The 19,154-nt window shown below is 47.6% G+C and carries 17 protein-coding genes, 1 pseudogene and 1 riboswitch; of the genes and pseudogenes, 2 read left to right on the forward strand and 16 right to left on the reverse strand.

Annotation, left to right across the window (positions count from 1 at the left end; translation table 11 throughout):
• Positions 1–175: 175 nt before the first annotated feature.
• The 6 genes from FTU50_RS13450 to FTU50_RS13475 all read right to left on the reverse strand — a co-directional run bounded on the left by FTU50_RS13450 (position 176) and on the right by FTU50_RS13475 (position 8,219).
• Entirely contained in the window at positions 176–541 is a 366-nt protein-coding gene (locus FTU50_RS13450) for a YkgJ family cysteine cluster protein (RefSeq protein WP_075167288.1), read from the reverse strand.
• Positions 542–649: 108 nt separating this feature from the next.
• Complete coding sequence (locus FTU50_RS13455) at positions 650–1,447, reverse strand: MBL fold metallo-hydrolase (protein WP_005180798.1); 798 nt, start codon at positions 1,445–1,447, stop codon at positions 650–652.
• A 183-nt stretch (positions 1,448–1,630) separates the two neighbouring features.
• Complete coding sequence (locus FTU50_RS13460; RefSeq protein WP_016658743.1) at positions 1,631–2,206, reverse strand: TMEM165/GDT1 family protein; 576 nt, start codon at positions 2,204–2,206, stop codon at positions 1,631–1,633.
• A 71-nt stretch (positions 2,207–2,277) separates the two neighbouring features.
• Positions 2,278–2,418, reverse strand: a riboswitch (yybP-ykoY riboswitch).
• Positions 2,419–2,528: 110 nt separating this feature from the next.
• The gene (locus tag FTU50_RS13465; RefSeq protein ID WP_180047327.1) at positions 2,529–4,562 is read right to left on the reverse strand and encodes a 2-oxo acid dehydrogenase subunit E2; all 2,034 of its coding nucleotides are present in this window, start codon (positions 4,560–4,562) and stop codon (positions 2,529–2,531) included.
• Between the two features lie 2 nt (positions 4,563–4,564).
• Positions 4,565–7,267, reverse strand: coding sequence for a pyruvate dehydrogenase (acetyl-transferring), homodimeric type (gene aceE / locus FTU50_RS13470; RefSeq protein ID WP_168398862.1), 2,703 nt, complete (start codon positions 7,265–7,267; stop codon positions 4,565–4,567).
• 268 nt (positions 7,268–7,535) lie between these two features.
• Positions 7,536–8,219, reverse strand: a complete 684-nt coding sequence (locus tag FTU50_RS13475; RefSeq protein ID WP_005180807.1) for a M23 family metallopeptidase — start codon at positions 8,217–8,219, stop codon at positions 7,536–7,538.
• A 108-nt stretch (positions 8,220–8,327) separates the two neighbouring features.
• On the opposite strand from FTU50_RS13475, the gene FTU50_RS13480 reads away from it, so the two are divergent.
• Positions 8,328–8,768, forward strand: a complete 441-nt coding sequence (locus tag FTU50_RS13480) for a hypothetical protein (RefSeq protein ID WP_016658741.1) — start codon at positions 8,328–8,330, stop codon at positions 8,766–8,768.
• 97 nt (positions 8,769–8,865) lie between these two features.
• Here FTU50_RS13480 and lpxC read toward each other — a convergent pair whose 3' ends face one another.
• The 8 genes from lpxC to gshB all read right to left on the reverse strand — a co-directional run bounded on the left by lpxC (position 8,866) and on the right by gshB (position 18,233).
• A complete protein-coding gene (gene lpxC, locus FTU50_RS13485; protein WP_005180809.1) occupies positions 8,866–9,768 on the reverse strand; it encodes a UDP-3-O-acyl-N-acetylglucosamine deacetylase in 903 nt (300 codons plus the stop codon).
• Positions 9,769–9,892: 124 nt separating this feature from the next.
• A complete protein-coding gene (gene ftsZ, locus FTU50_RS13490) occupies positions 9,893–11,080 on the reverse strand; it encodes a cell division protein FtsZ (protein ID WP_005180810.1) in 1,188 nt (395 codons plus the stop codon).
• A 160-nt stretch (positions 11,081–11,240) separates the two neighbouring features.
• Positions 11,241–12,503: a cell division protein FtsA gene (gene ftsA, locus FTU50_RS13495; protein ID WP_005180811.1), complete on the reverse strand. Its 1,263-nt coding sequence runs from the start codon at positions 12,501–12,503 to the stop codon at positions 11,241–11,243.
• A 65-nt stretch (positions 12,504–12,568) separates the two neighbouring features.
• Entirely contained in the window at positions 12,569–13,423 is an 855-nt protein-coding gene (locus tag FTU50_RS13500) for a cell division protein FtsQ/DivIB (RefSeq protein ID WP_005180814.1), read from the reverse strand.
• 3 nt (positions 13,424–13,426) lie between these two features.
• A complete protein-coding gene (locus FTU50_RS13505) occupies positions 13,427–14,356 on the reverse strand; it encodes a D-alanine--D-alanine ligase (protein ID WP_104471926.1) in 930 nt (309 codons plus the stop codon).
• A 56-nt stretch (positions 14,357–14,412) separates the two neighbouring features.
• Complete coding sequence (gene murC, locus FTU50_RS13510; protein ID WP_016658738.1) at positions 14,413–15,861, reverse strand: UDP-N-acetylmuramate--L-alanine ligase; 1,449 nt, start codon at positions 15,859–15,861, stop codon at positions 14,413–14,415.
• Positions 15,862–15,873: 12 nt separating this feature from the next.
• Entirely contained in the window at positions 15,874–16,971 is a 1,098-nt protein-coding gene (murG, locus tag FTU50_RS13515; RefSeq protein WP_075167283.1) for an undecaprenyldiphospho-muramoylpentapeptide beta-N-acetylglucosaminyltransferase, read from the reverse strand.
• 323 nt (positions 16,972–17,294) lie between these two features.
• Positions 17,295–18,233, reverse strand: a complete 939-nt coding sequence (gene gshB, locus FTU50_RS13520) for a glutathione synthase (protein WP_104513186.1) — start codon at positions 18,231–18,233, stop codon at positions 17,295–17,297.
• A 117-nt stretch (positions 18,234–18,350) separates the two neighbouring features.
• Between gshB and FTU50_RS13525 the strand changes: the two genes are divergently transcribed.
• Positions 18,351–18,545, forward strand: a complete 195-nt coding sequence (locus FTU50_RS13525) for a DUF3565 domain-containing protein (protein WP_180047329.1) — start codon at positions 18,351–18,353, stop codon at positions 18,543–18,545.
• 54 nt (positions 18,546–18,599) lie between these two features.
• Here FTU50_RS13525 and FTU50_RS13530 read toward each other — a convergent pair whose 3' ends face one another.
• Together FTU50_RS13530 and FTU50_RS15615 are read right to left on the reverse strand one after the other, a co-directional pair.
• Positions 18,600–18,863 (reverse strand): Txe/YoeB family addiction module toxin, encoded by a 264-nt coding sequence (locus FTU50_RS13530; protein ID WP_005180821.1) that lies wholly within the window; start codon positions 18,861–18,863, stop codon positions 18,600–18,602.
• Positions 18,850–19,030: pseudogene (locus tag FTU50_RS15615) on the reverse strand (type II toxin-antitoxin system Phd/YefM family antitoxin); the annotation flags it as partial. The pseudogene FTU50_RS15615 and the gene FTU50_RS13530, both read right to left, overlap by 14 nt.
• Between the last annotated feature and the right edge of the window lie 124 nt (positions 19,031–19,154).

The raw sequence follows: 19,154 nt of genomic DNA on the forward strand, positions 1-19,154 counted from the left end.
CTCATGAAATACGGTATTCTGATGTGACAAAACCTGAATCCTGGTCGTTAAAGTGTTTGTTTGCACTCATATTTTAACTGTTAGGACTCAGGTTTTTTTATTTAAAGCAAACTATGGGACAGCAGTGGGCCATGGCCTGCTTTTCTACGATAACAGCATCTGGATGCTGAAGTCTTTAACTGACCCGGTCAAAATCCGGGTCCTGGCCATCATTGGCCGCTTCGACCAGCACTAAAGGAATCAGGTTATGCGCACGGCGTGCCTTATTGCACTGCTCATCGGCAATCTGTACCTCTTTGCAACTGGAACTGCGCTGCTCGTACATAGAGCAGCTGACCTGTTGTCCGACCGTTCCCTCCAGCGCAATACAACGCGGATTGGCCTGATTGGTCCCTTTCATGCATGAATAGAGGGCATTTACCGGTTCGGTATAATGCTCAGGCATGGGAATGCCTTCTGCCCAGTAAAATGAAACTCTAAAATAGGTGCAGCATGCGCCGCAGCTAAGACACGCATCTGATGAAGCAACTTGAGACAACATTGTTAAAATTCTCGTCATCAAAAAAGAGTTTTTTTGGGGAAGAAAATATAAAAAATGTTGTTTTTACACTCAAGTTATTTTTTCAGTTTTTTTACGCGATTTTTTGGCTTAAGTCGGACAGGTAAATACCGACTCATCCATCAGGTCGACACCGCATTCCAGCGTTTCAATCCAGTCCAGGAACTGGTTGATCTGCTCCTTGCCCACAAACGCGGTACCATGCTGCGGTACAATCATTTCGACATCCATTTGACGCACCATATTCACCCATAAACGGATGACTTTATTGGCACACATATAACGCTGATGGAAAGCTTTCATTTTTGGAATATGCGCGGCAAAGTTTTCTAACGGCTTGGACGCATCTTCGACCATTGAAGCGCCCATATCACCGGAAAACAGGATTTTAGCCACCGGATCATAAAACTGGAAATTACCGACCGAATGCAGGAAGTGCGCAGGAATGGCGACAATGGATGCCTGTCCCAGTGGAATCACCTGGCCATGATCAGGCAGTTCAATCAGACGCTCCAGCCAGTTGCCTTTCATCCGGTCACTCATAAAAGCCGAGTTCAAGTGTGGCAAGAAACGCGCCCACAGTTTCGAAGCCACCACTTTGGCATCGGTATACACCAGCCAGCGCGGCATCGAGGTAATAATATCCGGGTCCTGATGCGATGCCATCACATAGTCCAGATTGGTCAGGCGGGTATATTTATTCAGTTCCATGGTTAGCGGTACATAGGTCAAATCGCCGCCCGGGTCCAGAACTGCGGCACGGTCATTGTCCAGAATCAGAAACTGGTTGGCCTGTACGCCCTCACCTTTGACCAGACTGGTGAAACTGATACATTTATGCGTGCCATTATCAAATAATACTTGTGATGTGGTGCGATCGAACGCCATACCTTGTCCCCAAAAAAATCTTATCTTTACATTAAATTTTTAATTCCCTATAAAATAAAGGGTATTCCGCCAACTTACAATCAATATACAATTTAACTTTCAACTATTTTGTAGAAGCACGGGTCAGGTTCAGCCCATAAAAAAGCCCAACCAGGAAGATTGGGCCAAAATCAGTAGCAGCCTTTAAAAGAAATAATATTGCAGCAATGTACTCACCCCAATGATCAGGAAAATCAGCGCGCCAATTTTATGAATCAGGGATACCGGTAATTTCTCTGCCATTTTATTGCCGATAAATACTGCCGGCGCATTGGCAATCATCATCCCCAAGGTGGTGCCAATCATCACCCAGAAAATACTGTCAAAACGCGCAGCCAGCGCCACGGTTGCAATCTGGGTTTTATCGCCAATTTCTGCCAGGAAGAACAGAATAAAGGTGGCACCAAACACTCCGTATTTCTGCCATTTGTTGATGCTTTCATTTTCATCATCCAGCTGATCCGGAATCAGCATCCAGATCGCCATTCCAATAAAACCGAGTGCCAGAATCCAGCGCAGAATTTCAGGACTTAAAATGGTGGTAATCCATTGCCCCAAGGCTGCAGATAAACCGTGATTGATCAGGGTGGCGGCCAGAATCGCCAGCAGAATTGGCAGCGGTTTACGGAAGCGGGCCGCCAGTAACAGGGCCAACAGCTGGGTTTTATCGCCCATTTCGGCCAAAGCGACAATTGCAGTTGAGATCAGGAATTCATACATGATGGATTTCTCTGGCTAGCACACATACCAATGACCTATCCCTCCTGCTAGCCAAATCTGCAGAGTGATAAATCAAAGGTCTTGCCAACAAAAGAAAGCTTGAGAAAAGCATTTTGGTTCTTTGCTATGATGACCATGCCCTGTTGAGCAAATATGTTGACCATCACCTTTTTACTTTGCGTAAAAAGCGGCTACTCCCCAATGAAGTGCTGTTATTGTAATCGGCCACAGAAAAAACTCAAGTACCAAACGCAAAAACCCTGCCGAAGCAGGGTTTTCAACTTTGCGTGTTCTCTGTCACAGAGACACACCAAGCGACGTTTTAGATTAACAAAGTCCGGATATCTTTGAGCAGCTTGGTCAGCTTGTTGGTAAAGCGGGCTGCATCTGCGCCATTAATCACACGGTGATCATAAGACAGCGACAGTGGTAGCATTAAGCGTGGATCAAAGCCTTCGCCATTCCAGACCGGTTGCATGGTGGCTGGAGAAATCCCCAGAATTGCCACTTGCGGCCAGTTCACCAGCGGCGTAAATGCTGTACCGCCAATTGAACCCAAGCTGGTAATCGTGAAGTTCGCACCTTGCAGATCTTTAGGTGACAATTTCTTGTCACGCGCTTTTTGGCTTAATTCACCGAGCTCAATAGCAATCTGCTTGATCGACTTCTGGTCCGGGTTACGTAATACAGGAACAGTCAGACCATCTGGTGTCGCAACCGCAATGCCCATATGGATTTCATTGCGTAGTAGCACAGACTTGCCATCATCAGACAAGTGACCGGCAAACTCGCGCTCTTCTTTCAGCAAGTACGCCACCGCCTTAATGATAAAGGCCATAATGGTCAGGCTGATGCCCTCTTTCTTGAAGTTGCCTTTCAGCTCATTGCGCCATGCTTCCAGTTCGGTGATGTCTGCTGCATCAAACTGGGTTACTTGCGGAATGTAGTTGTTTAAAGACAGCTGCGGAATGGACACTTGCTGCAAGCGGGTTAAAGCTTTCTCTTCCACACCACCAAACGCATCGAAACTTGGCAATTTCGGCAAGCCCGATGGTGCTGCTGCCACCGCTGCGGCCGCCGGAGCAGTTTGCGGTGCTGTCAGACGCGACTTCACATAGGCCACCAGGTCTTCTTTCATAACCCGTGCATGTGGACCGGAAGCTTTGACATCGGCCAGGATGACACCCAGTTCACGTGCCAGTTTACGCACTGCAGGACCAGCATATACTTTCGAGTTCGCTGCATTTTGCTCTTTGGTGAGCTTGTCTGCAGTATGTGTACTCGGTACAGCGCTTGAGGCCTGTGCGGCTGGCGCAGCAGGTGCGGCTTTTTGTGCTGGCGCTTCAGCTTTTGCTGCTTGCGGTGCTGCAGGTGCTGCAGGTGCTGCCTGACCTTCCGTCTCAATGGCCACCAAGGCAATGCCTTCTGACACATTCTGGCCCAGCTCGACATGAATCGCCTTGATTACACCCGCGGCGGTACTTGGCACTTCAACCGTGGCCTTGTCCGATTCCACCACAATAATACTTTGATCTTTTTCGACCGTATCACCGACCTGAACCAGAATTTCTGCAACCGCGGCTTTATCAACCCCTAAATCCGGGACCTTCACTTCGACATCACCCGCCGGTGCTGCAGAAGCTGGCGCTGCTGGTTCAGCTTTGGGTTCAGGCACCGCCTGAGCAGCGGGTTGCTGTTCGGCTTGAGCTTGCGACTGTTCAGCTGCTGGTGCTGCCTCTGCCGTGGCCACGGTCAGAATCACCATACCTTCTTTGACGCTATCGCCAGCCTGAATCTCAATAGAGGCCACCGTACCCGATACCGTACTTGGCACTTCCACCGTGGCTTTGTCCGATTCCACCACCACAATGCTCTGATCGACATCAATCTGATCGCCGACCTGAACCAGAATTTCACCAACCAGCGCTTTTTCTACACCAATATCCGGCACTTTCACTTCAATGGTTACAGCGCTGCCAGCCGCTGCTGTCTGGTTTTGCGAGGCTGCCGCAGGTTGATGGCTGCTCACTTCCGCAATAATGTCCTGATCAGACAATGAGGTCGGGGTGTTTTCAGACGTTTTTTGCGGTGCATCAGCCAGTTGTGGTTCAACGGCTTGTGACGTTCCATCTTCGGCTTCCAGTTCAATCAGCACCGCGCCTTCTGCGACTTCATCACCCTGATTGACCAGAATGCTTTTCACCACCCCGGCTGAAGTGCTTGGCACTTCAACAGAGGCTTTGTCGGATTCCAGCAACACAATACTGTCATCGACCGCGATGCTATCGCCGACTTTGACCAGAATTTCAGCCACGGTGGCTTTATCTACACCAATATCAGGAGTCGTAATGTGCATGATTAGTTCTCCTCTTTGTAGTCAGCCACAGCGTGCAGCTCAGGCGTAGCCTGTGGTGCCCACGCGACCGGACGGTCGGTATCCAGCTCAAAGCTTGAAATGGCATCTTTGACCAGACGCGCATCAACTTCGCCTTCATCGGCCAGTTTCTTCAAGGTCGCCACCACAATGTGCGCGGCATCGACACCAAAGTAGCTACGCAGGTTGGCACGTGTATCCGAACGGCCATAACCATCTGTACCCAGCGCCACAAACGGACGGCTGTCTGGCAGATAAGCACGGATTTGTTCGCTATAAGCACGCATATGGTCAGTTGCAGATACCACAATACCGTCCGTACCACGCAGCTGTTTCGATACCCACGGCTCTTTGGCTTCTTCCGCTAGCGGATGCAGACGGTTGTATTCTTCGCATGCCATACCATCACGCGCCAGTTCGTTGAAGCTGGTCACGCTGTAGACATTGGAGTGAATCTGGTATTCCTCACGCAGGATTTTCGCGGCTTTAATCACTTCACGCAGAATCACGCCGGAACCAAGAAGCTGAACCGTGGCTTTCTCATCTTCTTCAAGCAGATACATACCACGCTTGATGCCTTCTTCAACGCCCTGTGGCATTTCAGGATGCTCGTAGTTCTCGTTCATAACCGTCAGGTAATAGAACACACGTTCCTGATTGACATACATGCGCTGTAAACCGTCATGGACGATAACCGCCAGTTCATAACCGAAACATGGGTCATAAGAGACACAGTTTGGAATGGTATTGGCCAGAATGTGCGAGTGACCGTCCTGATGCTGTAAACCTTCACCATTCAGAGTGGTACGGCCTGCGGTTGCACCGAGCAAGAAACCTTGCGCCTGTGCATCACCGGCTGCCCAAGCAATGTCACCAATCCGCTGGAAACCAAACATCGAGTAGTACATGTACATCGGAATCATTGGCAGGTTATTGGTCGAATAACTGGTCGCCAACGCCGCCCAGGCACTCATTGCACCGGCTTCGTTAATCCCTTCCTGCAGCATGTGACCGTCTTTGGCTTCACGGTAATGCATCAACTGTTCCTGGTCTTCCGGGGTATATTTCTGGCCATGTGCGGCATAAATACCCAGTTGACGGAACATGCCTTCCAGACCGAAGGTACGCGCTTCATCTGGAACAATTGGCACCACGCGGTCTTTAATGGCTTTTTCTTTTAACAGCGCAGAGATCAGGCGCACCATCACCATGGTGGTCGATTGTTCTTTACCGTTTGAACCTTTTAGCACTGCATCAAACACCGACAGCTCAGGAATCGCGAGAGATTCGCTGTCTTTACGACGTGCCGGCAAGTAGCCGCCCAGTGCTTCACGACGCGCCTTCATATATTTAATTTCAGGCGAGTTTTCACTTGGACGATAGAATGGCACTTCTTCCAGCTGCTCATCGGTAAATGGCAGGTTGAAACGGTTACGTACATATTTCAGTGATTCAAGCTGCATTTTCTTGATTTGGTGAGTTTTGTTCACCGCTTCAATTTCTTCAGACAGACCATAGCCTTTTACGGTTTTGGCCAGAATCACGGTTGGCTGACCTTTGGCTTTGGTCGCTTCGGTATAGGCGGCAAATACCTTGTACGGGTCGTGACCGCCGCGGTTCAGATTATCAATATCTTCATCGCTTAAGTTTTTCACCAGCTCTTCAGCTTCCGGATAACGGCCAAAGAAGTGCGCACGGGTGTAAGCACCACCTTTCACCTGATAACGCTGGTAATCACCATCTACTGCTTCTTCCATAATCGCTTTGAGTGCACCAGATTTGTCTTTATCCAGTAGCGGATCCCAATGACGACCCCAGACAACTTTAATCACGCGCCAGCCAGCACCACGGAATAATGACTCAAGTTCCTGAATGATCTTGCCATTACCACGTACCGGACCATCTAAACGCTGCAAGTTACAGTTCACCACCCAGATCAGGTTATCCAGCTTCTCACGACCCGCCAGTGAAATCGCACCCAGGCTTTCCGGCTCATCCATTTCGCCATCGCCCAGATAAGCCCAGACTTTACGGTCTTCTTCTTTGATCAGGCCACGGTTCATCAGGTATTTTTGAATATGCGCCTGATAGATCGACATGATCGGACCCAGACCCATGGATACGGTCGGGAACTGCCAGTAGTCTGGCATCAGGTATGGGTGTGGGTAAGATGGCAAACCTTTACCGCCGACTTCACGGCGGAAGTTATTTAAATGTTCTTCAGTCAGACGACCTTCAAGGAAAGAACGTGCATAGATACCCGGAGCACAGTGACCTTGATAATAGATCATGTCGCCGCCAAAGTTATCACTATTGGCACGGAAGAAATGGTTAAAGCCAACATCATAAAGGGTGGCAGAAGAAGCAAAACTGGCCAGGTGACCACCAAGATCATCGCCCGTTTTGTTAGCACGCAGCACCATCGCCAGTGCATTCCAGCGAATCAGGGCGCGGATACGACGTTCCATATCCTGATCACCCGGCATTGGTGGTTGCTCTTCAACGGAAATGGTATTTAAATAAGGCGTATTTAGACGCTGAATGGGAACGTGTTTCGCGATTGCCCGTTGATAAAGTTTTTCTAATAAAAATGCAGCACGCTCGGTTCCCATGTGCTGCAAAACTGAATCAAACGCGTCCTGCCACTCTTGGGTTTCCTGCGCGTCGGTATCACCATAATACGCCATAGTCGGTCATTCCTGAATCCTAATTATATGGTTTATATGTACCATATTTCTGCTTTCTACAGGTATGGCCATCGGTGAATACGACTTTAGACTACTATTTCGAGAAAAAATATCTATTGATGTTTTATTACCCAAAATAACAAAAAACCGCCAATAGCGGCGGTTTAATATACAGACAATATTCTTTTGAGTGATAATATAATCGTTATAAGGTCTTAATGCATGACGTGCTCAAAAATTAGGCCTTTTGAGCAAAAGCCGCAAGCTATTAAGGCAGCATTGCCAGGTAAGTTGATGGGTTTTTACGAACGCCGTCTTTTACTACTTCATAATGTAAATGAGGACCGGTACAACGACCTGTACAGCCTACGTTTGCAATATGCTCACCTGCAGCAACACGGTCGCCGACACGTGCAATTAAGCGTGATGCATGAGCGTAACGCGTTAAATAGCCATTGCCATGGTTAATTTCAACATATTGACCATAACCTGTACCCCAACCTGATTTAGTTACGATACCCGGGCCAGTGGCATAAATTGGTGTACCGCTTGGAGCGGCTAGATCTAAACCTGAATGACGTTCAGCACGGCCATTCATGGTACGACCGCCATAGTTTGAGCTTACACGGGCATTTGGTAAAGGATGCGCCACTAACCAGCTATATGGATTAGCGCTATAAGATTTCGCAGAAGACGCTGAACCGTATTTTTTCGCTAAAGATTCGTTGTTTAATTCAACCGTTTTTTCACGCAGTTTGACATTAATTTCAGTTTGCGCCGGAATATTGATGTCTTGTGACTCGCTATAGGTCCCTTGTGCCAGGGTGCGGGTCAATTCTTCAATACGGTCTGTCGATGAATTTTGGCTGTTTAAGTCAACCAGATCAGCAAAAGCCACTGACGCCGCAGAAGCCGCCAAAGAAAACGCTAATAAAATACGTCGCGTATGCATAAAAACCTCATAAAAACTGTTCTTACTCAGAGTTCCTTGGTGATCTCTTCCTTGATCTTCACTGAAAAGAGCGCATAAGATTAAGACATAAACATGAAGGAAATATGTATGTCCGAACCTTGTAACGTCTTTCGCCAAACAAGAAAACACATAAAAACAGGAAACCTAACGTTTCTCTCAACGCAAGTTGCTGCCTGGCAGAAACTTACTCAAATTATTCAACCCTTGTTGCCCCAACCCGAACTTTGGCAGGTTGTTTGTTATCAGCAAGGGATTCTTACCATTACTGGCACCAATCAGGCGATGGTGAGTCAACTGGCCTATTTGCAAAAACAGTATGTTGCTCAGCTATCACAATTGGCAGAACTTCAAGATTTACACAAGATTCAGGTCCGGTTAAAACCGCAGTTGCAAACGCCCCCAAAACAGGAAAAATCTTCAAGAACACTCAGTACAGAAACCCAGGAAATGCTTCGCGGTGCTGCTGACTTTGTGAGCGACCCTAAGCTTAGCCAAGCTTTGTTACGTTTGGCAAGCAATAAAAAGTAACATTGCGCCAATCTAAAAAATACAAAACCGATAAAAACGAGAATTAGTTCACTTTTTTAGATGTTACATTATAACATCACCAAGGAAAGACAATGACTTATGTCACACTCACATACGGAATTGGACATTGATTGATGTCATCAAATGTTACAATTTCATAGCTGCTTGGATCTTTTTGCACATTCCGCAAGAGCTGGTTATTCAGTGCATGACCCGATTTATATCCATCAAATTTCGCAATAATTTGATGACCGAGCAAATACAGGTCGCCCACCGCATCTAATATTTTGTGACGAACAAATTCATCCGAGAAACGCAGGCCCTCTTCATTGACCACACCGGTGTCATCGACCCCAATGGCATTTTCAAGGCTGGCGCCCAAGGCCAGATTGTTGGCTTTTAAATAATCCAGATCTTTCATAAAGCCAAAGGTGCGTGCTTCACTGACTTCATAGACGAAGGTTTCGGTAGAAAAATCAATGGTGGCAGACTGATATTCTTTTTTAAAGGCGGGATGATCGAAATCGATGGTGAAATTGAGCTGGAAACCGTCATGCGGGGTGAAGATGGCACGTTTATCATCAATTAGCGCTTCAACCGGTTTTAAAATCTTGATGAATTTTTTTGGCGCATCCTGCTCTTTTAAACCACCCTGCATTAATAAATAGATGAAGGGACCGGCACTGCCGTCCATAATTGGCACTTCAGAGGCGGATACCTCGATAATCAGGTTATCAATTCCCAGACCCGCCAGCGCACTCATAATGTGTTCAATGGTGCCGACTTTGGCATTGTCCTGAACCAGATTCGAGCACATAAAGGCTTCCTGAATCAGCATGGCATCGGCCGGAATATCGACCGGTGGATTCAGGTCAATACGGCGAAACACGATTCCCCCGTCAGCATGGTGCGGCACAAAGTTAATCATGACTTTCTGTCCACTATGCAGACCTATACCACTCGCTTTCACGACACGTTCTAGGGTACGTTGTTTCAACATGCTCTCAATTCATCTGTATATAAAACCGCTATACGTTAGCATATTTAGCCATTGATAAAAAACAAAAAGGTAGCCATTTGGCTACCTTTTACAAGTTTTGGAATAAAAATCTATATCGTAAAAATTATTTACGTTGTTGATTTTTAAGATATTCCTGAATACTCATTGGCGTTGGACGCGAATTATTGCTGCTGCCTGCAGTCGCATTGATGGCCGGCGCTGCCTCTGCCTGACGCTGAATGGCCGGAACATCATCTTCTTCAACCGGCTGTTGAGCGGTTGCCTGTGCAGACTGCACCACTGAAGAACGCTTGACTGGCTCAACCGCATCGGCTGAATTACGGGTCAAACCAGTGGCAATTACGGTCACGCTGATTTCATCACGCGCATCCGGATCAAATACGGTACCGTAGAATACCTGGCCTTCATCCAGATCGACAATCTGGTTGACAACATCGGTAATTTCTTCAATTTCACCAAAGGTCACGTCATCACCACCGGTCACGTTAATCAGAATACCTTTGGCATTCATGATGGTCACGTTATCGAGTAATGGACTGCGAATCGCCTGCTCTGCTGCCTGACGGGCACGGTTTTCACCACGACCCAGACCGACACCCATCATGGCATAGCCACGGGTACTCATGGCCGTTTTCAAATCGGCAAAGTCAAGGTTGATGTGACCCGGACGTACCACTAAATCAAAGATACTGCGCACGGCATTTAACAGCACGTCATCTGCCTTTTTATAAGCATCTTTCATGGAAATGTCGCGGAACACTTTTAACAAGCGCTGGTTTGGAATGATGATCAGGGAGTCAACATGCTGCTCTAAAGCTTCAATGCCTTTTTCCGCAGATTGCAGACGACGTTTACCTTCAAAGTTAAACGGTGTAGTTACGACACCGACAGTTAAAATGCCCATTTCTTTGGCAATTTCAGCGACAACAGGTGCAGCACCGGTACCGGTACCACCACCCATACCGGCAGTCACAAACACCATATCGGTGCCTTCTAGCTGCTGGCGAATCAGCTCGCGGCTTTCTTCAGCAGCGGTTTGACCCACTTGCGGATTAGCCCCTGCGCCCAGACCACGGGTACTTTGCTCACCCAGCTGGATTTTGCACTGTGCATTCATGCGGTCCAGTGCCTGTTTATCGGTATTGGCACAGACAAATTTCACACCCTGGATATCTGATTCCAGCATATGCTGTACGGCGTTACCGCCTGCACCACCTACACCAAATACAGTGAAACGGGCTTGACCGTTGTTATCGGTTTGATCATCTTCAAAAAATTCAAATGAGGCCATGACCTTTAGCTTTCCTAATTCATAATTGGCAGTCACTTCAGCCCGTATACTGCCTTGATCTTAATAAAAAATTGTTTTTAAGAATGCTGTCCAACGGCTGCCTTGTCAAGTACAAGCGGTAATCCGTACAACTTCCTAACAATATTCCCTAAAAAATCAACTAAAAAATTGATTTCAGTTTTTCGTTGAGTCCTGACCAGGCACGACCTACACGCGCCCAGACCGATAAGGTCTCCGGGTCTTCGGTTTCGACAATGGTGTCCTGACTGTAGCTCTGGCTATACATCAGCACGCCCGCTGCGGTTGCATACTGCGAACGGCGCAAGGCAGCCTGATGCGGTTCATCGGCATAAACCTGTACCGGCGGATTGCCCAAATGCGCAGACACACCCAGGGTGCGGCGTACCAGACTGACCATGCCTTCAATCTGACAGGCATCACCAGCCAGCACCACACCATGATATAAGCCATGAATGGCGCCACTGTTTTCCAGTTCCTGACGGATTTGCGCAAAAATTTCTTCATAACGCGCAATAATAATTTCCGACAGTTCAATCCGGCTGATGGTTTGCGGACCATCAATGCCCTGAATCTGAATCATGTGATCAGGTTTGACCACTTTTAAATCGACGCAACCGTAAAGCAGTTTAATCCGCTCGGCTTCTTCGGTGGTGGTCTGCAATACCGCCGCGATATCACGGGTCACATGCTCACCGCCACGCTGCAGGGTTTGTGACAGCGCCAGACGACCATCCAGATAGACCGCAATATTGGTGGTACCGGCGCCAATATCAACCAGGCACACGCCATATTCTTTTTCATCTTTCAGTAAACTGGCTTCAGCGGTGGCCAGATGCGACACCACCATTTTTTCTACACCAATATTGGCCCCTTTTAAGGCACGGTCCAGATTCTGCATGGTGCTAATCGGCAGCATCATCAGCTGATAATGACCGGTCATGCTATGCGCCGACATACGGATCGGGTTTTGTACCCATTCACCGGAATCATCCAGATCAAAGCCCAACGGCACCGCGCTGACCAGATAATGATCTGAAGTTAAATGGCTGGCTTTGGCCAGATCTAAGGCACGAACCACTTCACTTGTTGTAATTGTGTGGTCACTATTTTCAATCGGGGTACGCCCCGCAGCATAAAAACTTTTTAATTCTGCACTTGGAATAGAAATCCAGGCTGAATGCACCCGGCATTCCGCCATATCTTCTGCTTCTTGAACGGCATTTTTAATGGCTGTAATGACTTTATCGAGACTTACAATTTTTCCTTTATTCATGCCTCGGTTACGAGCGGTAGCCATACCAATCACTTGGATATTGTCTGGCGCGTGTACCTTACCAATCAAAACTGAAACTTTGTGTGTCCCAATGTCAATCGCAACAACCGAGGGAACAGCTTCACTCATTTATTTACTACCATCACATGTTTGTTTAATTAATGGCTTAATGCCTCTATTTTTAAAGCCAAGTATTATGGCTTTGCTGCTATTGCATTCGCAATGCTTGTGTCATCAATCGTTACAACAAAATGACCATTGGCAATTTTTGGTGCCACCGAGTTTTTCCACTGGATCGCCAGACCATTGCGGTAACGCAGGTCAATTGCAGAAATCCTGGACCATACCGGCTTGAAGTCACTTTGCGCCAGATGACTCAGGCGCTGCAATTTACTCATGGTCTGATCCTGATCCACAATCACCCGCAGGCCAGAATCAAACTGCATAAACCAGGTCATCCGGTCAGTGAGATATAACTCTTTTAAACGCAGATTCACCGGTAAAAATAACTGGTTAATTTCATTATAGCGACGCATCATCATTTTGGACTGATGCATCGGGCCATGTAATAACGGCAGATGCTGATTATTCTTGGGTGTGACTTCCGAAAACACATCACCGCTGTCACTGAGTAAACGTCCGGTGCCCCAGCGCGCAATCGCATGGCGTGGCATGACCCGTAAACGGATGGCATTCGGCCAGGCGCGTGATACCACCACCCGATCGACCCAAGACAGTTCCAGTGCAGTATCACGAATCTGTTCCAGATCGGAAGTAAAATAGTTATCTGTCACCACCGGCGAAACATGGGTCATGACCTGGCGTAGTTCGGCATTGGAACGGGTGCCGACCACATCCAGTTCGGCCACGCGTGCATCAGTCATGACTTTATATAAACCGTAGATTCCTGCTGCCAATACCACAATCGCCACGCACAGCAATACCCATCCACCCAGGTTCGTCAGCTTTTCTTTACGCGTCGGTGGCTTATCGTGAATCGAGGTAATCGCTGCGCGTTTACGGCGCATGGAAGCAGGAAGTTGAGCCATGGCTTAGTGGGTCGCATCCGTTAAGGTTTGTTCAAGAATTGCCATGCACAAGGCATCAAAACTGTAGCCCACCGCCTGAGCGGCTTTTGGCACCAGTGAGTGACTGGTCATGCCCGGTACAGTGTTCACTTCAAGCAGCCAGAAATTGCCTTGTTCATCCTGCATTGCATCAATACGACCCCAGCCGCTGGCACCTACCGCCTGGAACGCACGCAGGGCCAAGACCTGCAACTGCTGCTCTTCCGACTCGGTTAAGCCACACGGAATGCCATATTGCACATCATTACGGTTGTATTTGGCTTCATAGTCGTAGAACGCCACATCTTTAGGCGGTTCCAGACGAATCACCGGCAAGGCCTGACCATTCAGTAAGACAATCGTGAACTCGCGACCGGTAATCCATTTTTCAGCCATCACCACTGCATCATGCTCGGTGGCTTTGGCAATCGCTTCAGCAAAGTCTTCAATACGTTCGACTTTGCTCATGCCAATACTGGAACCTTCATGTACCGGCTTGATAATCAGCGGTAGACCCAATGCAGCGACAATATCAGCCGGGTTTGAATCTTTGGTGACAATACGATACGGCGCTGTTGGCAGCTCGGAACCTTGCCAGACCTGTTTGGTTTTGACCTTGTCCATGCCAATGGCTGAACCCTGTACGCCAGTACCGGTATACGGCACATTCAGCCATTCCAGTACACCCTGAATCTGGCCATCTTCACCGCCGCGACCGTGCAGGACAATAAAGGCACGATCATAGTTGACCAGTTCGGTCACACTACGATCTTTCGGGTCAAACGCTTCTGCCTGAACGCCTTCGCGCAGCAGCGCATCGAGCACTGCCTGTCCACTATCCAGAGACACCCCACGCTCGGCAGATTTTCCACCAAATAACACGGCAACTTTGCCGAACTTTGAAGCATTTGACACGTTTATATCCTTAAACTTTACACTGAGCGACCAAATTCAAATATCACTTTGGGTGATTATTTTAAATACAATTTATTTTGAGCAAGCTCGATGGAGATTGCTCCTACATTACCCGCACCTTGGGTCAATAACAAATCATTCGGTTGTAACACTTTTTGTACCAGTGTTTCCAGATTGCCTTCAACCGGATCAATCAGGATCGGCTCGACCTGACCACGCAGACGGATACTGCGTGCCAGACTGCGGCTGTCGGCACCCACAATGGCTTTTTCACCGGCAGGATACACTTCCAGCAACAGCAGTTGATCGACCTGCGATAACACTTCAACAAAGTCATCGAAACAGTCACGGGTACGGCTAAAACGGTGCGGCTGGAACAACATCACCAGACGGCGGTCCGGATGGCTCTGACGTGCCGCCTTAATTGTCGCTTCTACTTCTTTAGGATGGTGACCGTAGTCATCGACCAGCTTAATGCTGCCACCGTCCAGTTCAAATTCACCTTGTACCTGGAAGCGGCGACCTACACCACTAAAGCCTTCCAGTGCACGGCAAATCGCACCATCAGAAACACCTTCATCCGTCGCCACACCAATGGCGGCCAAGGCATTCAATACGTTGTGCAGACCTGGCTGATTCACGGTAACACGTAGTGGCTCGCGGTCTTTACGCAATACGGTAAAGTGGGTACGCATACCGTCCTGATCAACATCGACTGCGCGAATATCATTGTCTTCATTAAAGCCGTAGGTTAGCACCGGACGGGCAATGCGCGGCATAATTTCACGGATGTTGGCATCATCACCACAAACCACTGCTAAACCATAGAATGGCAGTTTGTGCAGGAATTCAATAAAGGTATCTTTTAGCTTGTCAAAGCTGCCGCCATAAGTATCCATGTGGTCGGCATCAATATTGGTGACAATCGCTGCCATTGGCTCCAGATGCAGGAAAGATGCATCTGATTCATCGGCTTCAGCCACAATATAACGGCTCGCACCCAGTGCAGCATTAACCCCGGTACGGTTCAGCAAACCGCCTATCACGTAAGTCGGGTCCAGATTTTCTTCTGCCAGCATACAGGTAACCAGGCTGGTGGTGGTGGTTTTACCATGTGTTCCGGCCACGGCAATCCCGTGACGATAACGCATCAGCTCACCCAGCATTTCAGCACGGCGCACCACCGGAATACGGCTCTCAATAGCGGCTTTAACTTCCGGGTTTTCCGGATCAATTGCAGTAGAGACTACCAGTACATTGGCGCCCTGAATATTATCTGCGCTATGACCAATAAACACCCGAATGCCATTTTCTTCCAGCTGGGCTGTAGTTTTTGAGGCTTTAATATCTGAACCGGAAACATCATAGCCCTGGTTTTTTAATACCTCGGCAATGCCACACATCCCGGCGCCGCCAATCCCGACAAAGTGGATATGTTTGATACGACGCATTTCAGGCACTTTAATCAGTTCTTTTACTTGATCAGCAGGGATAGATGGAGACATAGTTTACTCGGTTTACAAATCTTGAATTAAAGCAACCACATGTTGGGTTGCATTAGGTTGTGCCTGTTGACGCGCCTTGCTGGCCATTTCAGAGAGCAGTTGGCGGTTCATCAACGGCATTAACAGTTCTTTTAAGCTGTCCGGGGTCATGCTGGCTTGCGGACAGATTTTTGCCGCGCCCGTCTTGGCCAGGAATTGTGCATTGGCCGTCTGATGGTCATCCACAGCGCTTGGCAAGGGCACAAATACCGCAGCCACACCCGCGGTTGCAATTTCCGTAACCGTCAGTGCGCCGGCCCGGCAGATAATCAGATCGGCATCGCTATAGGCCTGTGCCATATCTTCAATAAAGGGTTGCACTTCAACCGTTAAGCTGTCCGGCTTGTTGGCATAACGCGCTCGGGTGCTGTCTGCATGATTTTGCCCACACTGATGATACACATTTAAAGGTACATTCAGCTGTTTTAAGGCTTCAGGGACACGTTCATTCAGTGCCTGCGCGCCCAAAGAGCCGCCAACAATTAAAATACGCAGCGGCAAACCTGCTTTTTCACGTTCCTGATAACGCCAGGATGGGGTTAGAGTCGCGCTAATTTCTTTACGCACCGGGTTGCCAGTGGTGACAATTTTAGTGCTGGCCGGAAACGTATCCGGGAACGCCTGACAAACAGTGTTGGCAATACGCGACAGCTGGGTATTGGTAAAGCCGGCAATTGCATTCTGCTCATGAATAATGACTGGAATACCAAGCAGACGTGCGGCCAGACCACCCGGTCCAGCCACATAGCCACCAAAGCCGGCGACAGCCTCTACTTTGTGTTTTTTCATTAACTGCATGGCGCTTAAGGTGGCTTTTAGAATTTTAAAAGGCGCCATCAGTTTGCGTGCCAGCCCGTTACCGCGCACGCCTTGAATATCAATCTGATAAATCGGAATATTCTGGTTTTGTAATAAACGGTTTTCCATGCCTGTAGGCGTTGCTAACCAGGACACATGGATTCCCTGCTGCTGGAGTTCTTTTGCCACGGCTAGGGCTGGGAACACATGGCCACCAGTGCCTGCGGCCATCATCATCACATGTTTAGGCTTGGTTTGCGCTGCATCAGTCACGGTCTAATTCTTCAATCCAAATATGGCTAATGAAAGTTCTTTATAAGCGCTCAATTGTAATCACAATCGTATGAGCTTGAAAGTTTATTTACTTTTTTTCACCAAGCGGCTCATTGTTTTTTTCAACAGTTTTGAAAGTTTAAACTAGTTTTATTATTAATTCACCGAAATTGTTAAGTTTCCTGCATTTTTCACTGAATTATGTCGACTGGTTTTGATTTACAAAATCGCTATAATTTTCTTGCTCAACGCAGTTTTTCAAGCTCAAATCTCGCTTAAGAATACAAAAAGAGCCACCCAAGGTGACTCTTTTGAAAGATAGATTAACGACCGGCTTCCAGTACATCAAACAGGGTATCGGCAATTGAGGTGCCGAACTGGGCATCAATTTCACGGATACAGGTTGGACTGGTCACGTTAATTTCAGTGACATAGTTACCAATCACATCCAGACCGACAAATACCAGACCTTTTTCACGTAAAAATGGCCCGACTTTGGCAGCAATTGCCTTGTCATTGTCGGTCAATGGACGTGCTTCACCCAGACCACCAGCGGCCAGGTTGCCACGCACTTCGCCGTTTTGCGGAATACGTGCCAGACAATACGGAATTGGCTCGCCATTGACCATTAAAATGCGTTTATCCCCTTCTACAATTTCCGGAATATAACGCTGCGCCATAATTGGCTGGGTGCCGTTATTGGTCAGAATTTCAATGGTAGAGCCAATATTCACACCATTCTGATACAGACGGAAAATGCCCATGCCGCCCATCCCATCGAGCGGTTTCACAATCACATCGCCATGTTGCTGAATAAATTCACGAATCAGGCTTTGCTGAGAGGTCACCAAAGTCGGCACCTGCAGCTCCGGGAACTGGGTCGCAAACAGTTTTTCATTACAGTCACGCAGGCTTTGCGGCTTGTTAATAATCCACGCTCCTTCGCGCTCTGCCTGTTCCAGAATATAGGTGCTATAGACAAAGTTCATATCAAATGGCGGGTCTTTACGCATCAGCACCACATCATAGGCTGCGATGGATTCTTTTTGTTTTTCGCCCAGCTCATAATAATGGTTGTAATCTTCAAAGACTTTTAACGGGCTGATTAGACCGAAAGCCTTGCCCTGATCAATATATAAATCTTGTTGTAGTGCATAACCGAGTTCATGACCCCGACGTGCCGCGGCCCACAGCATGGCCATGGTGGAATCTTTTTTCAGGTTCACCGTTTCAATCGGGTCCATCACCACAAGTACGCGCATAATGACTGCTCTTTTAAAATTGCTATGATGTGGAGTATAACGGAGATTCGCTGCCTGTTTTTCTGAATTTGAGTAAAGCTTTGCAGCACTGTATTTGCTGATTTCAGGAAGCTGCCCATGCAACAGCCAATTGTGGGATATCATTTAGATGAAGAAAATCATTGGGTCGCAGAGCTGGCCTGTGGTCATGGCCAGCACGTGCGGCATAATCCGCCATGGCAGAACCGGCCCTGGGTGATGACGGAGCAAGGACGCAAAGAAAAATTAGGGGTGATGCTAGAGTGTAAGAAGTGTGAGGAGGGATTGGGGTAGGTTTCGTGTAAGATATTAAATCAAAAAATAATCCCCTAAAAATAGGGGATATTGCTAATAATGGAATTGACATTGAATAATAGAGATTCGTTCATCTGTCACTTCATAAACCAATCTATGCTTTTCATCAATTCTACGGCTCCAAAATCCTGAAAGATTCGCTTTTAAAGATTCTGGTTTTCCTGTGCCTTCAAAAGGTGTCCTTTGACATTCTTTGATTAAAGTATTGATACGCTTAATTATCTTTTTATCCTGTGTTTGCCAATAGATATATTTATCCCAGACATTATCAGTCCATTCGACGTTACGATTCGTCATCCTCAATCAACTCTCTTTGTTTGGTTTTTCCCTGCACGTAAGTGAGCAATTGATTCATTTAAGCGACTGGCATTATTTGGAGATGAAAGCAGATATAACGTTTCCATTAGGCTATCGTAATGATTTTGCCCCATTACTACAGTATGATCACCTTCTTTTCTTGTAACGCAGATTCAAATCCCAAGTGCGACACATTTGTAGTTAGTTGAAAAAGTTAGGTGTATTCATAGAATCATTAGACTTTTTCAACTCGCAATTGGAAAGCACACAATGAAGAAATACACCCAACTT

This window comes from Acinetobacter sp. YH12112, from assembly GCF_013418945.1.
Taxonomy (GTDB): domain Bacteria; phylum Pseudomonadota; class Gammaproteobacteria; order Pseudomonadales; family Moraxellaceae; genus Acinetobacter; species Acinetobacter indicus.